Here is a 15,147-nt window from a genome sequence, read left to right as displayed (position 1 = left end):
CTACCGCCGGCGTGCGCTCAGCACTGCCAGATGCGCAGTTTCTCGTCGATGAAGCGGTTGGTGTCGGTCATGCCGCGGATCAGGGTGTCTCCGTCGACGGCGATGCGTTCGCCGTCGGTGCCGTAGACGCCGCCGGCCTGGGTCAGGACCTGGCCGGCGGTGCTGACGGCGCTGCCGATGTCGCTGATGGCGATCTTGGCGACGAGCTTGCCGGTGCCGACGTTCCACAGGCCCGTCTCCGGGCTTCTGGGGTCACCGGGGGCATCGTTCCAGAGACCGCCGGTGACCCAGGCGCCGTCGCTGCTGATGCCGTAGCCCGCGCTGGACCAGCCGGCCGGCGTCTCCAGCCGGCGGCCCTTGCCGGCGAGGTCCCAGACGTAGGCCAGGGTGCCGTCCTCGGCGGTGCCCTCCGGCAGGCTCTGCATGTCCTCGGTGTCGTAGCCTTCCCGGCCCTCCCGGTTACGCAGGACACCGGCGACGATGCCGTTGTCCGAGACGATGTCGGAGGTGGCGTTCGACGGCAGCGGCAGTTTCCGGGGTTCCACCGAGCCGGCCGGCCAGAGCACGATGTAGGCGCCGCGCCCCTCGGAGCTCCCCTGGGGCTGGATGGTGGCGAGGACGTCGCCGGCCGTGTTGATCTGCGGCCAGCCGTGTGTGGTCCACTCCCCGGCCGGCATCCTCAACTCGACGATCTTGCGGTCGGCGTACCGGAAGAAGGTGTCGGGCCCGCTTCCGCCGTCGGAGCCACGCCCCACCGCGACCCCCGCGGAGTTGACGTCGATCATCTCACCGGAGGCCTCCGGGTAGGGAACCCGTTCGGGCTTGCCGTCGGTCCAGAGGAAGGGCACGAAATCCTGGCCCTTCGAGCCGTTGCCGACGGCGTACCGGCCGGTCGGATCGGTGGCGGCGACCACGACGTCCTCGGCGTTCTTCGGCTTCTCCAGCGCGCCGGCCGTCCGGCACGTCAACCCGGCCGGGGCCGTCGACGGGGCCGCCGCCACCGGGATGTCCCGGTTCACGGGCGATGCGCCGCCGGGGTCGCGGTCACCGGGCAGCAGGGTGGGGACACCCACGAGCAGTCCGAGACTGACCACGGCCGCCGCGGACGCGGTCACCGTCCGGCGCCGGCGGACCCGGCGTTCGCCGTCGGCGACCGCCCGGTCCAGGATCGATCCCATCGGCGGTACGACGACCTCGTTCAGGCGATCGCGCAGCAGTTGTTCATCGTTCACGACTGGACTCGCATCTCTGTTTGCAGGACCTCGCGCAGGGCGATCAGGCCACGGGAACATTGGCTCTTGACGGTGCTCGGCGAACAGCGCAGGAGTTCGGCGGTCTGCTCGACGGACAGGTCGTCGTAGTAGCGCAGCACGATCGCCGCGCGCTGCTTGTTCGGCAGGGTCCGCAGCGCCGTCATCAGCGCGTCGCGTTCCTCGACGGCCGCCTGCGGCCGTGCCGGTGTGTCGGGCAGCCGGTCACCGAGCAGGACGCCGAACCACCTGCGGCGGCGTTCGTCCAGGTAGCGGCGTACCAGGATCCGTTGCAGGTAGCCATCGGCGTTCTCGATGGTCGTGTTGCGTTTCCACTGGACGAACAGTGCCGTCAGGGTGGATTGGACGATGTCCTCGGCCAGGTGTCGGTCGCCGCATAACAGGTACGCGGTGCGGTGCAGGCGTGGCAGCCGGCCGGAAACGAAATCGACGAACTCCCGGACTCTCTCGGGCCGCATCCTGCTCCTTTCTCGAAGGGGATGTGTTGTCGGCTTACTGTCGCGACCGGCACCCGGAAAGGTTGAGACGACCTCAGGAAGATGGTTGCGCCGCCACCGCGATGCGGACCGTGAACGTCGTGCCGGCGCCGGGCACGCTCTCGACCGTGATGTTCCCGCCGTGCGCCTCCGCGAGCTTGCGGGCGATCGACAGGCCCAGGCCGCTGCCGCCGGTCGATCGGGCCCGCGACTCGTCGGCCCGCCAGAACCGGTCGAACACCCGCGGCAGGTCCTCCGCCGCGATCCCGGAACCGGTGTCGGTCACCGCGATCGTCACCCGGCCCGCGCCGGTCGAGGATCGCACCGTCACGGTGCCGTCCCGGTGGCTGTGCCGGATCGCATTCGACAGCAGGTTGCCGATGAGCTGACGTAGCCGCACCGGGTCGGCGACCACCGCCGGATCGCCGTCGAAGGAGGTCACCAGGGACACTCCGGCCGTGGTGGCGCTGCGGGTGTGTGCCTCGGCGACCTGTTCGATCACGTCGTCGAGGTAGAGCAGTTCGGGATGCATGCGCAGGTTGCCGGCATCCGCGGCGGCCAGGTCACGCAGGTCGTCGACGATGTGCTGCAGGTGCATGGTCTCGTCGTGCAGCAGTGTCAGGACCGGCCCGTCGATCGTGGCCAGCCCGTCCTGTGCCGCCTCCAGCCAGTTGCGGATGTTGTTCAGCGGATTACGCAGCTCATGGGCCACGTCGTCGACCATCGCCTGACGCAACTGTTCGGCCCGTTCCCGGTGCTCGGCGAGTTCGTTGAGCGCGGTGGCCAGATAGCCGATCTCGTCCTTGGCGGTCACCGGCACCCGCTGATGGTTCCCCGGTCGTCGGGCGGCCTCGGCCAGCGCCCGTAGCGGGCGGACGAGCCGGCCGCCCACCACGACGGTGACGAGTACGGCGAGGACCAGCACGACAGCCGTGGTCGTGCCGGTCCGGACGATGTTGTCGCGGGAGAACGGGGACGCCGGAGCGGCGTACGGATCCGCCGGGTCGGTCACGAACAGCAGGGCCGGCGGGGCCACGTACGGTTTGAGCTGCGTGTACCGGGCGCTGTCCAGACAGTCGGCGGCCCGTTCGGTCCGGTCCGGGATCGGCACGCCCTTCACCGGGTCGAGGACCGCGACGACGAGATCGGGCGTCACCGTCACCTCCCGCTCCTGCGCGCAGGCGGCGACGAGTTCGCGCAGTTCCTCGATCGGCGCCCGTTCGCTGCGGGTCAGGTCCGGAGCGAGCGGGCAGGCGTACGGCACGACGCCGGCCCTGGTGACGGCGAGCCGGGGCCGGGCATGCGGGCCGGTCGTGATGATCGCCTCGCTGCCGTAGCCGCGGACACATTCCAGCGCCTCGTCGAGCTGATCGCGCATCGCCCGTTGCTCCGCCGCCGTCAGCCGGTAGGGGCCGACGATCCGGGGATCGATACGTTCGGTACGCCCGGTGAGCACCAGATCCACCTGCAACGGGTCCACGGTCGCCGACGGCCGGGCCAGCTCCAGCGACGGCCCGGTCGCCGAGTCCACGATCAGCTGCCGGTTCTCGGTCATCAGTGTGATCCGCCGGCCCAGCGCATCCGCCCGGTCGGCGATCAGCGGCCGCACCCCGGACCAGTCCCGGTGGGTGGCGGCGTAGGTGAGCAGTTCGTCGTACACGCTCTTGTCGTCGCTGAGCGTCTGCCCGATCTCCTGCCGGATCGCCCGCGACGTGGACTGCGCGGCCAGCCACGACGTCGCCACGACCGCGATGATCGCGATCGTCACCGACGTCACCAGCAGGCGGAAGATCAGACTGCGGTGCAGCGGTACGTGGGTCATACCGTGCCCGCGGTCAGCCGGTAGCCGATCCCGTACACCGTGAGCAGCCGCGCCGGCCGCTTCGGCTGCGGTTCGATCTTGCGCCGCAGGTTGAGCACGTGCACGTCGATGCTGCGCTCCACCGACTCCCGTTCCACACCGTTGGTGTGCTCCAGCAACTGCGCCCGGGTGAACACCCGCTCCGGCTGCCCCGCCATCGCGGCCAGGATCGCGAACTCGCCGGGTGTGCACTCCACCTGCTCGCCGTCCACCCGCACCTGGTGACGGCCGACGTCGACGGCGAGCGCCCCCACGAGCAGCACCGTCTCCTTCCCCTGACTTCCGCGGCTGCGCCGCAGCAGGGCCCGGGCCCGGGCCGTCAGCTCCCGGGCGCTGTACGGCTTGGTCAGGTAGTCGTCGGCGCCGCCGTCCAGGCCGGCCAGCAGATCGTCCTCGGAGGCCCGCGCGGTCAGCATCAGGATCGGCACCTCCGACTCCGCCCGCAGCACCCGGGCCACGGTCAGGCCGTCCAGCCCCGGCATCATGACGTCCAGCACCAGCAGATCCGGGCGCCGCCGCCGCGCCTGCTCCAGCGCGGCGGACCCGTCATGCACCACCACGGTGTCGTGACCGGCGGCGGTCAGATACCGTCGCAGTACCTCGGCCTGCCCGCGGTCATCCTCGGCGACCAGCACATATGCGCACACTCCGATGACCCTAACCGCGCCGGTGGTCAGTTCTCGAAGGCCTGGCGACGGCACTCCTGCATCTTCTCCGACCCGAAGTCCCCGTTCGGGCCGACCTCGGTGATGCCGAACTGGCCGGTCTCCGGATCCGGGGCGGTCAGCTTATAACCGGCGGCCTGGGCGCACCGGTACCACTCGCGCTGGTTGTCCTTGAACTCGGTCGGGTCGCTGCGCAGCTGGTTCTGCTCGAACGATTCCGGCTGCTCGGCCAGGCAGGTCTTCCAGGCGGCCTCCTGCCCGCCCAGGTCCACCTTCCGCAGGTCTTCGACGGTGCCGCCCTTGAGGACGACGCCCAGGGCCTGGTCCGGGTTCTGGACGCCCTCGCCGGCCAGGCAGTCCATCCACGGCTTGGCGAGGGCTTTGATCTCGTCCTCGGTGGCGTCCATCCGGTAGACCGGCCGCTGCGCGCCGGCCGCGGCGCCGGCGGCCGGCACACCGCTCTGCAGCGTGGCCACCGACGGCGTCTCCGCCGTGTCACCGGCGCCGGAGCATCCGGAGAGTGCGAGAGCGAGGCCGGCGGTGACGACGATGAGGCGTGTTCTGTACGACATGTCAGGAACCCTGACAGACCAATGTTCAGATCTTGCAAGGGTGGCGGGATCTCACAGCGCCAGCGCCACGGTCGGCGGGAGTGCGGCCGCCCGCATCGACGGATACAGGCCGGCGACCACCCCGACCAGCAGCGCCCCACCCAGCCCGGCCAGCGTCGACGACAGCGGGATGACCGGCGGCCACTGCTGGTACGCCGCGTAACCGAACGTGGCCAGCACGCCGAGCACGGTTCCGGCCAGTCCGCCGAGCGCTGACAACATCACCGCCTCGGTGAGGAACTGGGCGCGGATCTGGCCTCTGGTCGCTCCCAGGGCCCGGCGCAGGCCGATCTCACCGCGGCGCTCCAGCACCGAAATGATCATGGTGTTGGCCACGCCGATCCCGCCGACCAGCAAGGCCACCGCGGCCAGGCCCAGGAACAGGGCGGAGAACGCGTTCTCGGTGGCCCGTTTGGCGGCGAGCGCGTCGGAGGGCCGGCTCACCGCCACGCCGGCCGGGTAGGCCGGGTGCACGGTCTCCGGCAGCACACCACGGACCTGTTCGATGGACGGTTCCGCCGCCTGGACGTACAGGACCGTGGGATGACCGTCGAAGCCGAGCAGCTCCCGCGCCACCGGCCAGCCCACCAGCACCGAGCGGTCGATCTCCGGCAGCAGGGGCGTGGTGGCGAGGATGCCGACGGCGGTGAACCACCGGTCGCCGATCATCAGCTGCTGGCCGCTGCCGGTGACGCCGAGCCGGGCCGCCGACACCGAGCCGAGCACCACGGCCGGGAACCGCGAGGTCGCCTCGTTGAGCCACTGTCCGTGCGCCACCCGGGCGTTGACGGCTGCCAGAAGATCCAGGCGGGTGGCCAGTACGGTCAGCCCGGAGCCGTCCTGTGGATCGGTGCGGTCGGAACGGCGTACGACCGAGTGGGTGTTGGCGACCGCGCTGGCCCGGGTGACCGGCCCGATCCGCTGGACCATGCCGACGGACTCCTCCGGCAGCAGCACCGGCGGCTGCTGATCGGGCAACGCGCGCACCTCCAGCATGTTGGTCCCCAGCGCCGACAGCTCGCGCATCAGCTGCGCCTGGCTGGACGCGGGGATGCCGGTGACCACGACCATGGTGGCCATGCCGATGGCGATGCCCAGCGCCGACAGCACCGCCCGCATCTTGCGGGTACGCAACCCCAGCAGCCCCAGGGCGAGCAGGTCGGACACCGCGAGCCGCACCGGGCGGGCCGACCCGGTCATGACGTCGTCACCACCCGCACGCCCTCGGCGATCCCGGCACCCGTCACCTCGACCAGGCCCTTGGCGAACAAGCCCGTCTCGACCGCCACCAGACCGCCGCCGGACACCTGTACCGCGTAACCGCCCTCACTGAGCGCGACCAGGGCGCCCACCGGAACCGCCAGCACCCCCTCGCGGGTCTCCCCCGCCAACTCGACCTGCACCTGCGCGGCCTCGATCCCGTTCAGTTGCTTCGTGCTGTCGAGCGTGACCGTGACGGTCCGCTTCGGCTCCCCGGCCGAGCCTCCGTCCTCGCCCGGCTGTACCTCGGTGCCGACGGCCGACACCTCACCCGGCACCGACGTGTCGCCGGGCAGCAGCACCGTCACCCGGTCCCCGGCCCGGATCGTGCCCGCCACCTCGACCGCGACCGACGCGGTGACCACCTTCGCGGTCGACGTCACGGTCATCAGGGGGGTGGCGGCGCTGTCGCCCTTCAAGGCCGTGACGGCATCGACCCGCACGGCACCCGGCAGCACCACCACGTCACCGGGCCCGATCGTTCCGGTCACCGGCAGGTTCCGGTCCTGCTGCCAGCGCTTGAGCGCCGCGATGAGACCCGAGGTCAACACCCCTTCCCCTTTTCGTACGGTGGTCCGCTCGGTCTTCGTGCCGGGTGCCGCGGACGGCGCCGTGGCGGGGACCGGAACCGTCCGGGTGACCGTCTGCCCGGCGCCCGGCTGCCGCCCGACCGGATAACCGAGCGCTCTGAGGTTGACGGCGACGATCCGCACGTCCCGGCCCACCATGCCGGGCGTCACCAGGTCGCGGTAGAGCGGCATGACGCCGTAGAACAGGGGCACCGGCCGGTCGTCGGCCCGGAACACCTGCTCACCGCGCCGGATCTGCGCGCCCGACCGCGGCAGCCAGGTGACGATGCCGTCCGGGCCGCCCTTCACCGGCACCGCCCCGCCGTACCCGAGGGAACCGGTCAGCGATGCGGTGACCGACAGATCGGTCCGGACGACGGCTTGCGTCTGTACCGCGACCGCGTCGTCGAGGGCCGGGCCGGCCGCGGCGCGCCGCTCGAACCACAGGTAACCGGCTGCGACCAGAACGGCCGTCGCTGTCGGTACCGCGATGGCGATCACGCGGCGATTCCGGCGCTGAGCCGGTGATGGCTGAGTCTGCTGCACAGCGCCGGATTGTGACCGCCTGATGTCAGCATCCGATTAGGCCGGGCCGCGCGGCTTCCCGACAAGACGGCGCGGAATTCCGGAACTTCCGGAAGACGATCGGCCGACACCACTAGCATTTACGCAGCTGAATGCGTTTTTTCTGCCGACATTCGCGTCTGAAGTGTCAGGGACAGCGAATACCTATCGCTGTTCTTGCCGACTAACCACCGGTAATGTTTCGCTCGTTGCCCGATCACGGGCCCGCCGCCCCGGCCGTATCCCGAGAGGATCCGTTCATGAGAAGACACTGGCGTGCGGTGCTGGCCTCGGCCGCCGCGGTTCTGGCCGGCGCGGTGGCCACCACCACGCTCCTCCCGGCGTCACCGGCCGCCGCGGCGGCATTGACCGAGGTCACCGGGTTCGGCACCAATCCCACCGGTCTCCGGATGCACCTGTACGTCCCGGACCGGCTGCCCACCAGACCGGCGCTGCTGGTCGCCGTGCACTACTGCACCGGCTCCGGCCCGGCGTTCTACTCCGGCACCGAGTTCAAATCACTGGCCGACCAGTACGGCTTCATCGTCATCTACCCGTCGACCGTGCGTACCGGCAACTGCTGGGACGTCTCCTCGGCGGGCGCACTGACCCACAACGGCAACAGCGACCCGGCCGGCATCACCTCGATGGTGCGGTACGTGCAGCAGCGGTACACCACCGACACCTCGCGGACCTTCGTCACCGGCGCCTCGTCCGGCGCGATGATGACCAATGTGCTGCTCGCCGACTACCCGGACGTGTTCGCCGGCGGGGCCGCGTTCATGGGTGTGCCGGACACCTGTTTCCAGGCGAGCGCGGGCAATCCCGCCGACCCCACCCAGCAGGCCGGATGGAACAGCGCGTGCGCGAACGGGCAGGTCAGCAAGGTTCCGGCCCAATGGGGCGACGCGGTCCGCAACTCCTATCCCGGCTACTCCGGCACCCGGCCGCGCATGCAGTTGTGGCACGGCACCGACGACACCACGCTGCACTACAACAACTTCGGCGAAGAGATCAAGCAGTGGACCGACGTGGTCGGCGTCAGCCAGACACCGGTCCGAACCGACACGCCGCAGTCCGGCTGGACCCGCACCTGGTACGGCAACACGTCCGGGCAGCCACCGGTCCAGGCGATCAGTCTCGCCGGTGTCGGTCACTCGCTGCCGCTGTCCGGCCAGGCCAAGATGGTGATCAGCTTCTTCGGCCTGGACACGACCACCGGCTCGCCGTCGCCGTCGCCTTCGTCGCCGTCCCCGTCGCCGTCGACCTCACCGGTTCCGGGCGGCTGCACCGCCTCGATCTCGCTGAACTCGTGGAACGGCGGCTACGTCGCCACTGTCACGGTCACCGCCGGCACAGCGGCGATCAACGGCTGGACCGTGGGCACCACCCTGCCGGCCGGCTCGGCCGTCACCAACGCGTGGAGCGCGACCGGCAACGGCACCACCGGAACGGTGAGCTTCACGAATGTGAGCTACAACGGCACCGTCGCCGCCGGCGGCACCACACAGTTCGACTTCCAGGGCACCGGCACCGGCCCGGCCGGCGCCACCTGCACCGCCCGCTGACCAGCAGGCGGGCTTCCGCCGGTCAGGGCGACCGCACCTGATCGCCGGAGGCCCGGCCGGTGTCGTGGGCCCGGAGCCCTCCACCGACGACTCCGAGCAGCAGCAGGTCGACGAACAGACCGACGACGGCGGCGAACTGCGAGGCGGCGAACTGGAACACCTGAGTGATCAGCAGGCTGGCCAGCGCGGAGCGCTGCAACCACTCCACCGCGCCGCGGCGATCACCGATGCGCCACCGCCACCACGCCATGGCGGCGAGGGCCAGGGAGATGACCGTGCCCGTCGCGGTTCCCGCCATGACCGGGGCAGAGGAGCCATTCGCACGCCACAGTACGACGACCACCAGCACGGCTCCGACCGCCTGCAGTACGAGCAGCGCGCCCACGACCGCCGCCGCGAACCGGGATGCCGCCAACCGTGTGAAGGCCTCCGCGATCCGGTGCCAGAGCAATTCCAGGCGTTGCGGGAGCGGTGACGTCCGTGGCTCGAGTGTCGTGAGCAAATCGTGGAGTTGCCGGGCACCGCGGGCGTCACCGAGGGACTCCAGAGTGCGCAGGACCTCCCGGCGGCGGTTGGCGGGCAGCCGGCCCGCCAGCCCGTCGACGAGCACATGGGCGGCGTTGGCGACCTTCTCCTCGTCGGTCAGCGGGCGTCGGCGGCGCCAGACGTTGGCACCCACCACCAGACAGACAAATATGATGTACATGATGGCCGCGGCCGGTTCGAAGAAGTAATCGTTGTCGGCGGTGACGAACTTGCCGACCTCGTCGATGAACAGCCCGAATCCCACCCCGCCCAGCAGGGCGGCGACCGGCCGGGGACCGCGGCCGATGTAGGCGAACCCGATCACCAGCCCCGCCGCCATCAGCAGACCACCGGGCAGCACGTGGGCGATGTGCAGGCCGCTGTCGCCGCCGATCTGCGGATATCCGGTCAACGCCAGATAGGCCCGGGTCACCAGGATGGTCGAGACGGCGGAGACGACGAACGTCGTCAGATGGACGCCGGCCTTCTCCGACCGTACGAGATCGAGGTGAAGAAGTCGTCGCGTCCGCATCAGATTCCGGCGAGGACGACGACGTAGGCGATGAGGGCGGTTCCCTCGGCCAGCGAAATGATCATGATCCGACGGTAACCGCCCTGCCCGGCTTCCTCCACTCGAGCGCCACGGCATCGGTATGGCGCATACGGGGCTGAACGGGGACAGTGCGTCACACGACCGCTGCAGACCCGCCCACCTGCGGCTACGGTCGCTGATCATGACGCAACCCACCGCCGCACCGAAGCCACCGTCCGGTACGAAGAAGCCGGTATTCGTACTGATCGGCGTGATCGTCGTCGTCGTGGCATTGTGCGGCCTGTTCCAGTGGATCACCAAGATCACCAGCCGTGACGATCTGGCCGGGCTCGGCACCCCGGTCCCCGCCGCGAGCACCACCCCGTCCGCCCCGGCACCGACGTGGCAGCCACCGAACGAACTCACCGACCCGAACCCGGAACTGCAGATCCGGCACGAACTCGAATCCTGGGTACTGGAGTCGGCCGGCACGGCGAAGCCCACGAAGAGCTCCTGCGACCTGCCCGGCAGATTCACCGGCGGCTCGGCGGCGACGTTCTCCTGCACGGTCACCTACGAGAAGAACACCGTGACGTACGAGGTGAACGCCAAGCCCAGCAGCGGCCTCACCTTCTCCTGGGACGCCGACACGGCCCAGAACGTGGTGACCCGCACCGGCATACTGACCGCGGTGGCCGACCGATTCCGCACCCCACGCTTCAGCGACCTCCGATGCGAGGAACTCCCCCAGGTCGCCCTCGTCCCGACCGGCCGGCCGATCGCCCAGCACTGCTACGTCCGCATCGAGGGCCGCGAGAAGACCGCAACCATCGACCTGATTCCCACCAGATCCACCCTGCGCCTGGACACCCGCCTGCAGTAGGACGGTTCCGGCCGCGGCGCCATCGGCGGTCAGAGGCCCAGGTTCACCCAGGCGACCGGGTTCGCGTATTCGTCGATCGCAGCGATCCGGCCGTCGCGGAAGGTCAGCCGGTAGACATACTTGTTGCGGTACGGGGCGCCGGTCTTCGCCACCATGTCGCCGTCGGCGTGCAGGTGGACGTAGCGCGCATCGTCGGAGACCGACCACTGCTGGTTCACGAACCGGATCTGCGGCGAGCGAATCATGATCAACCTTTCGGGGATGTGATCGGTGTTTCGGCTGTCCGTCAGTTGCCGGAGGTCACGACGACGACCTTGCCCGTGATCGGGCCCTCGAGGGTTTCGGCGTGGACCCGCGCCAGGTCGGCCAGTGGCACCCGCCGGGTCGGGCCGAGGCGCAGCACGCCGGCGTCGATCAGAGCGACGATGCGGGCGAGTTGATCGGCATCGGGGTGGAAGAAGAGGTTGATGCCGCGGACACCGCGGGCCTCGTCGGCGGGCGCGGGCATCCAGATCGTGGTGTTGACGACGACGCCGCCGTCGCGGACCAGGCCGGCGGTAGCGGCCAGCTGCTCCGGGTCGACCGCCGCGAAGTTGAGCGCCACGTCGACCGGCCCGGCCAGGTCCGGCAGGCCCGCACTGTGGATCTCGTCGGCGCCGGCAATTTTCGCCTGCTCGGCGCTGTGCGCGCCGGTGGTGGCGATGACATACGCGCCGGCGTTCTTGGCCAGCTGCACGGCGTAGGAACCGACGACGCCGCCCGCACCGTTGATCAGCACCCGCTGGCCGGCCGTCACCGCGGCGTGCTCGAACAGGGCCTGCCAGGCGGTGAGCCCGACCAGGGGCAGGCCGGCCACGTCTTCGAGGGGGACGCTCACCGGCGCAGCGGTCAGGTACGCGGCCGGGGCGATCACGTACTCGGCGGCGGCGCCGTCGTCGGTCAGCGTCAGGGCACCGATGACCCGGTCACCGACGGCGAAGCCGGTGACACCGTCGCCGAGGGCGTCGACCGTGCCGGCGATGTCGATGCCCGGGGTGTGCGGCAGAGCCACCGGGATCGGGCCCTGCATGCGGCCGAACCGGATGTTGCCCTCGACCGGGTTGAACGACGTCGCCGCCACCCGGATCCGGACCTCACCGGAACCGGGGACCGGCTGCGCGACGTCTTCGACCCGCAGGACCTCGGGGCCGCCGTACTCGTGGAAACGCACTGCCTTCATGACCGACCTCCATCAGGTTTGCTTCGAACTCGAAGCACTCGAGAACAGTAGCATGCTTCGAACTCGAAGCAACCTCGTTCTGGTGTGACCTGCCGGGCACCCCGCCCGGCCAGACCGCCCCAGCATGGCCGGAAACGGCAGGCGGATGAATGTCGGCGTCATCCATGGTTTCGCAGACCATGGATGACGTCAGCGGCCCCAGCCCTGAAAGCGATCATGGGCACCCGGCGCCCGGCGGGTCAGCGGGTAGGTTCCGGCAACAGTTCCGCGACGCGGAGAGCACGCTGGACGGCTGCCGGGATCCCGCTCGGATCGGTACCGCTTCGGAGTCTCTGAAAGGTGAACAGCTCGTCGCCGCGCACCGTCCACGGAGGAATCTCGCCGTTCAGGAACGCGACATTCAAGGTCGACGTGTAGCCATGACGGTCACCGATGAACTCGAACGGCTTGCGCATCGCCATCGAACCGAGCGGTGCGGGCAACGTGACCAGGACGAACACGATCTGCCCGAAGTCGTGTTCGAGAGTGCCCCGCAGGATGCCGCCGAACCCGGTCACCTCGCCGACGGTTACTTGACGGTCTCCGGATCGGAATGTCCAGGCCGACCTGACCAGCACCCGGCCCCGCACCCGGAACCGGGCCGGGTCGTCCCGGTGCAACCCGGGTCCGGCCCACGGCCAGTCCCGGCACCCCGGATCGACCCGCTGCCAGCCGGAGCCATCGGCGAACCGGCGGAACGCCCAGCGGCGGGCCAGCCGGCGCAGCAACCGGAAAAGCAGAAAACCGGTGAGGGGAACCCCGAAGAGGGCGAGGAACAGATCGGGACAGGTGTACCGCAGCGTCGACATGCCCCAGCCGCCAAGCTGGAGAAGAAGAGCCGCCGTCCCATAGACGACGACCCACAGCACGAGTAGTCCGACCGACCGCACCACGGAGCGCACAGCTGATCATAATCTTCGATGCCGAACGAAACAGGGGAAGACGCCGTATGACGAGCCAGGTCCGTGGCCTTGCTGTTCCGCCGCTGCTGCTGAGCCTCATCGAGGAGGGCAGATGGCAGCACCCCGGCGAAGTCGCTCTCGCCCGCGTGATGCCGTGGTTCGAGGATCCACTGCACTTTCTCACCGACCTACACGCGATGGCGGGAGAGTCGAAGTCGTTGGACTTCCTCACCGACGACGCCCTGACAGCTCAGCTCTTCAGGCAGGCCCGAGGCACCGAGCGGGCCGCACCGGTCGAGCTGCCCTGGCTGGATGTCGACAAGGCGGTGCTCATCGCGGTGAACGAGCGAGCGGGCGACGACGTGGCCGTGGCACTCGACTACCGGACCGGCCCCGCGGACCCGAGGGTGGTCGCGAGTGACTTCTGGACCGGGCCGGGACCGTGTTCGTGGCGGCAGGTGACTCCGACGTTCTCGGCCTTCGTGACCGCGCTCGGCCTGTGAACCAGCAGCCGCCGGTACGCGTGACCTGCCGGTGGGGCGGGTAGAAACCCCGATGTGACAGGGCGGATCACGGCCCGTTGGCGGGAGCTGCGGCACCGCTTCGCGTGGGTCGATCACGTGGCGCGGGCCGGGATCCGCTACGACGAGGCCGACGGCGGCAGACTGGCCGCGGCGGTGACGTACTACGCGTTCTTCGGTACGTTCGCCGCCTGGCTGATGGGCTTCGCCGTCTTCGGTTCCCTCCTGGGCGACCCGCAGGTGCTCGGGGCGGTGCAGCGCTATCTGGGGCAGGACATGACCGGGCTGGAGGTGCAGGCGCTGCGCGACGCCCGTACCACCGCGGGGGTGATCGCCTTTGTGGGTCTGCCGGTCACCGGCTGGTTCTGGATCGACGCCTACCGCTCCTCCATCCGCCGGATCTGGCAGCTGCACGAATACCCCGGCCGGCTGCCGAAGCGGGTGCTCATCGACCTCGGTGTGCTCGCCGGCCTGGGCGCGCTGCTGGTGGCGTCGCTGGTGGTCGCCTACGTGACGACGGTCGCCGCCGGCCGGGTCACCGCGGTCGCGGACCCCGGCGCCGGGGTCTCCGGATTTCTGCTCCAGCTGGTCGGGTTCGCCGTCGGCACCGGCGTGAATACCGCACTGGCCTGCGGCGCGCTGACCGGCCTGCCCCGGATCCGGATGTCGTGGCGGCGCCTGCTCGGCCCGGCGCTGGCGGCCGGTGTCGCCATCGAACTGCTCAAGACGCTGGGCAGCCGGTACGTCCAGGCCGCCGAGGCCAACCCGGTCTACCAGCTGGTCGCCGGGTCGGTCGGCCTGCTGGTCCTGCTCAACGCGGTGAACCAGCTGCTGCTGTTCGCAGCCGCCCTCACCGCGACGAGCACGACAGGCCACTTCCGCGACCTGGCCACCACCGACACCGAACCCGACGAACGCCCGTAAGCTCGACGTCGCCGGTCTGATCCGTCCCCGGTCAGCCAACGCGGGCTGAGTCAGCTCAGGAGAAGTGCTCGGCGTACGGTCTGATCGCGCAACAGATCGACGATGTCAGGTGCGTCAGCGAAGACGATGGCAGCTCCTGGCTGTTCGACCTGTCGAAGCATCGCTTGGCAGACGTCGGCGCACGGCTGTTCCCGGATGGTGTGAAGCATCGCGTCGGCAAGGTTCGTGGACTGTTCGAGGATTTCCCGTCGCCATTGCCGTAGGCACAGGACCACCACTCGATACGCTTGCTGACGCGCTCGCGCCAGAGGAAAGCGATTGAGACCGAACACGGTGATGGTTGCCCGGCCCTTTTCAGTCAAAGGCACGTACTCCCCCATCGACAAGGCGAGCAGCAAGTGTTCGAACGGATCCTCCGAAGACGGGTCGATCAGTAGCGAATTTCCGTGTTCGTCCACGGGAAAGGCTTCTCGTTTGTGATGACTGTTGCAATGGGAGCAGGCAAGGAGATGATTGTTCCAATCGAAGGTTCGCAGCGCATTCCGAACGATCGGCTCATGGTGGTCGATGTCGGTACCGAAGCTGTCCCTGCAGTACATGCAACGTTCGATGTCCGGCGCCATCCGTTGCAGGACTACTCGTAATGGCTCCGCCACATTGGTCCGGGTGCTCGTCTTGCGCCAGAGTGCCCGGGCAGCGTCTCGGTTTTCCTATGCGATCCTGGGTGTTCCGGGCGTTCTGCCGCTGCGTGTGCCGG

General features: G+C 69.6%; 16 protein-coding genes. 4 read left to right on the top strand and 12 right to left on the bottom strand.

Annotated features, from left to right (window positions below):
• Positions 1-17: 17 nt before the first annotated feature.
• The 7 genes from Aco03nite_RS46570 to Aco03nite_RS46540 all read right to left on the bottom strand — a co-directional run bounded on the left by Aco03nite_RS46570 (position 18) and on the right by Aco03nite_RS46540 (position 7,214).
• Positions 18-1,232, bottom strand: coding sequence for a hypothetical protein (locus tag Aco03nite_RS46570; protein WP_203808496.1), 1,215 nt, complete (start codon positions 1,230-1,232; stop codon positions 18-20).
• Positions 1,229-1,729 carry a SigE family RNA polymerase sigma factor gene (locus tag Aco03nite_RS46565; protein ID WP_203808494.1) on the bottom strand — a complete coding sequence of 167 codons (501 nt, stop codon included), beginning with the start codon at positions 1,727-1,729 and terminating at the stop codon, positions 1,229-1,231. Before Aco03nite_RS46565 ends, Aco03nite_RS46570 begins: the two co-directional genes overlap by 4 nt.
• A 73-nt stretch (positions 1,730-1,802) precedes the next feature.
• Positions 1,803-3,569, bottom strand: a complete 1,767-nt coding sequence (locus Aco03nite_RS46560) for a sensor histidine kinase (protein ID WP_203808492.1) — start codon at positions 3,567-3,569, stop codon at positions 1,803-1,805.
• Entirely contained in the window at positions 3,566-4,255 is a 690-nt protein-coding gene (locus tag Aco03nite_RS46555) for a response regulator transcription factor (RefSeq protein WP_203808490.1), read from the bottom strand. Before Aco03nite_RS46555 ends, Aco03nite_RS46560 begins: the two co-directional genes overlap by 4 nt.
• Positions 4,256-4,281: 26 nt before the next feature.
• Positions 4,282-4,845, bottom strand: a complete 564-nt coding sequence (locus tag Aco03nite_RS46550) for a hypothetical protein (RefSeq protein ID WP_203808488.1) — start codon at positions 4,843-4,845, stop codon at positions 4,282-4,284.
• A 51-nt stretch (positions 4,846-4,896) separates the two neighbouring features.
• A complete protein-coding gene (locus Aco03nite_RS46545) occupies positions 4,897-6,084 on the bottom strand; it encodes an ABC transporter permease (RefSeq protein ID WP_203808487.1) in 1,188 nt (395 codons plus the stop codon).
• Complete coding sequence (locus Aco03nite_RS46540; protein WP_203808485.1) at positions 6,081-7,214, bottom strand: efflux RND transporter periplasmic adaptor subunit; 1,134 nt, start codon at positions 7,212-7,214, stop codon at positions 6,081-6,083. Before Aco03nite_RS46540 ends, Aco03nite_RS46545 begins: the two co-directional genes overlap by 4 nt.
• A 323-nt stretch (positions 7,215-7,537) precedes the next feature.
• On the opposite strand from Aco03nite_RS46540, the gene Aco03nite_RS46535 reads away from it, so the two are divergent.
• Positions 7,538-8,845 carry an extracellular catalytic domain type 1 short-chain-length polyhydroxyalkanoate depolymerase gene (locus tag Aco03nite_RS46535; RefSeq protein WP_203808483.1) on the top strand — a complete coding sequence of 436 codons (1,308 nt, stop codon included), beginning with the start codon at positions 7,538-7,540 and terminating at the stop codon, positions 8,843-8,845.
• Positions 8,846-8,867: 22 nt separating this feature from the next.
• Here the strand turns inward: Aco03nite_RS46535 and Aco03nite_RS46530 are convergent, their stop codons facing one another.
• The gene (locus Aco03nite_RS46530) at positions 8,868-9,902 is read right to left on the bottom strand and encodes a hypothetical protein (protein WP_203808481.1); all 1,035 of its coding nucleotides are present in this window, start codon (positions 9,900-9,902) and stop codon (positions 8,868-8,870) included.
• A gap of 202 nt (positions 9,903-10,104) precedes the next feature.
• Here Aco03nite_RS46530 and Aco03nite_RS46525 point away from each other — a divergent pair, with 202 nt between their 5' ends.
• Positions 10,105-10,785, top strand: a complete 681-nt coding sequence (locus Aco03nite_RS46525; protein ID WP_203808479.1) for a hypothetical protein — start codon at positions 10,105-10,107, stop codon at positions 10,783-10,785.
• Between the two features lie 29 nt (positions 10,786-10,814).
• Here Aco03nite_RS46525 and Aco03nite_RS46520 read toward each other — a convergent pair whose 3' ends face one another.
• From Aco03nite_RS46520 to Aco03nite_RS46510, 3 genes are all read right to left on the bottom strand, one after another.
• Positions 10,815-11,030 (bottom strand): nuclear transport factor 2 family protein, encoded by a 216-nt coding sequence (locus Aco03nite_RS46520; RefSeq protein ID WP_203808477.1) that lies wholly within the window; start codon positions 11,028-11,030, stop codon positions 10,815-10,817.
• A 41-nt stretch (positions 11,031-11,071) separates the two neighbouring features.
• The gene (locus Aco03nite_RS46515) at positions 11,072-12,004 is read right to left on the bottom strand and encodes an NADP-dependent oxidoreductase (RefSeq protein WP_203808475.1); all 933 of its coding nucleotides are present in this window, start codon (positions 12,002-12,004) and stop codon (positions 11,072-11,074) included.
• Between the two features lie 239 nt (positions 12,005-12,243).
• Entirely contained in the window at positions 12,244-12,945 is a 702-nt protein-coding gene (locus Aco03nite_RS46510) for a hypothetical protein (RefSeq protein WP_203808473.1), read from the bottom strand.
• Between the two features lie 47 nt (positions 12,946-12,992).
• Here Aco03nite_RS46510 and Aco03nite_RS46505 point away from each other — a divergent pair, with 47 nt between their 5' ends.
• Positions 12,993-13,448: a hypothetical protein gene (locus Aco03nite_RS46505; RefSeq protein ID WP_203808603.1), complete on the top strand. Its 456-nt coding sequence runs from the start codon at positions 12,993-12,995 to the stop codon at positions 13,446-13,448.
• 54 nt (positions 13,449-13,502) lie between these two features.
• Positions 13,503-14,390: a YihY/virulence factor BrkB family protein gene (locus Aco03nite_RS46500; RefSeq protein ID WP_203808471.1), complete on the top strand. Its 888-nt coding sequence runs from the start codon at positions 13,503-13,505 to the stop codon at positions 14,388-14,390.
• 50 nt (positions 14,391-14,440) lie between these two features.
• Here the strand turns inward: Aco03nite_RS46500 and Aco03nite_RS46495 are convergent, their stop codons facing one another.
• Entirely contained in the window at positions 14,441-15,013 is a 573-nt protein-coding gene (locus tag Aco03nite_RS46495) for an HNH endonuclease signature motif containing protein (RefSeq protein ID WP_203808469.1), read from the bottom strand.
• Positions 15,014-15,147: the final 134 nt, after the last annotated feature.

This window comes from Actinoplanes couchii (assembly GCF_016862075.1).
Taxonomy (GTDB): domain Bacteria; phylum Actinomycetota; class Actinomycetes; order Mycobacteriales; family Micromonosporaceae; genus Actinoplanes; species Actinoplanes couchii.
This window is presented reverse-complemented; position numbering and strand designations above follow the sequence as displayed.

Coding starts and splice junctions, on each gene's coding strand:
- Aco03nite_RS46535 (WP_203808483.1), top strand. CDS start 7,538: ATGAGAAGACACTGGCGTGCGGTGCTGGCCTCGGCCGCCGCGGTTCTG.
- Aco03nite_RS46560 (WP_203808492.1), bottom strand. CDS start 3,569: ATGACCCACGTACCGCTGCACCGCAGTCTGATCTTCCGCCTGCTGGTG.
- Aco03nite_RS46505 (WP_203808603.1), top strand. CDS start 12,993: ATGACGAGCCAGGTCCGTGGCCTTGCTGTTCCGCCGCTGCTGCTGAGC.
- Aco03nite_RS46550 (WP_203808488.1), bottom strand. CDS start 4,845: ATGTCGTACAGAACACGCCTCATCGTCGTCACCGCCGGCCTCGCTCTC.
- Aco03nite_RS46530 (WP_203808481.1), bottom strand. CDS start 9,902: ATGCGGACGCGACGACTTCTTCACCTCGATCTCGTACGGTCGGAGAAG.
- Aco03nite_RS46495 (WP_203808469.1), bottom strand. CDS start 15,013: ATGGCGCCGGACATCGAACGTTGCATGTACTGCAGGGACAGCTTCGGT.
- Aco03nite_RS46520 (WP_203808477.1), bottom strand. CDS start 11,030: ATGATTCGCTCGCCGCAGATCCGGTTCGTGAACCAGCAGTGGTCGGTC.
- Aco03nite_RS46565 (WP_203808494.1), bottom strand. CDS start 1,729: ATGCGGCCCGAGAGAGTCCGGGAGTTCGTCGATTTCGTTTCCGGCCGG.
- Aco03nite_RS46525 (WP_203808479.1), top strand. CDS start 10,105: ATGACGCAACCCACCGCCGCACCGAAGCCACCGTCCGGTACGAAGAAG.
- Aco03nite_RS46545 (WP_203808487.1), bottom strand. CDS start 6,084: ATGACCGGGTCGGCCCGCCCGGTGCGGCTCGCGGTGTCCGACCTGCTC.
- Aco03nite_RS46515 (WP_203808475.1), bottom strand. CDS start 12,004: ATGAAGGCAGTGCGTTTCCACGAGTACGGCGGCCCCGAGGTCCTGCGG.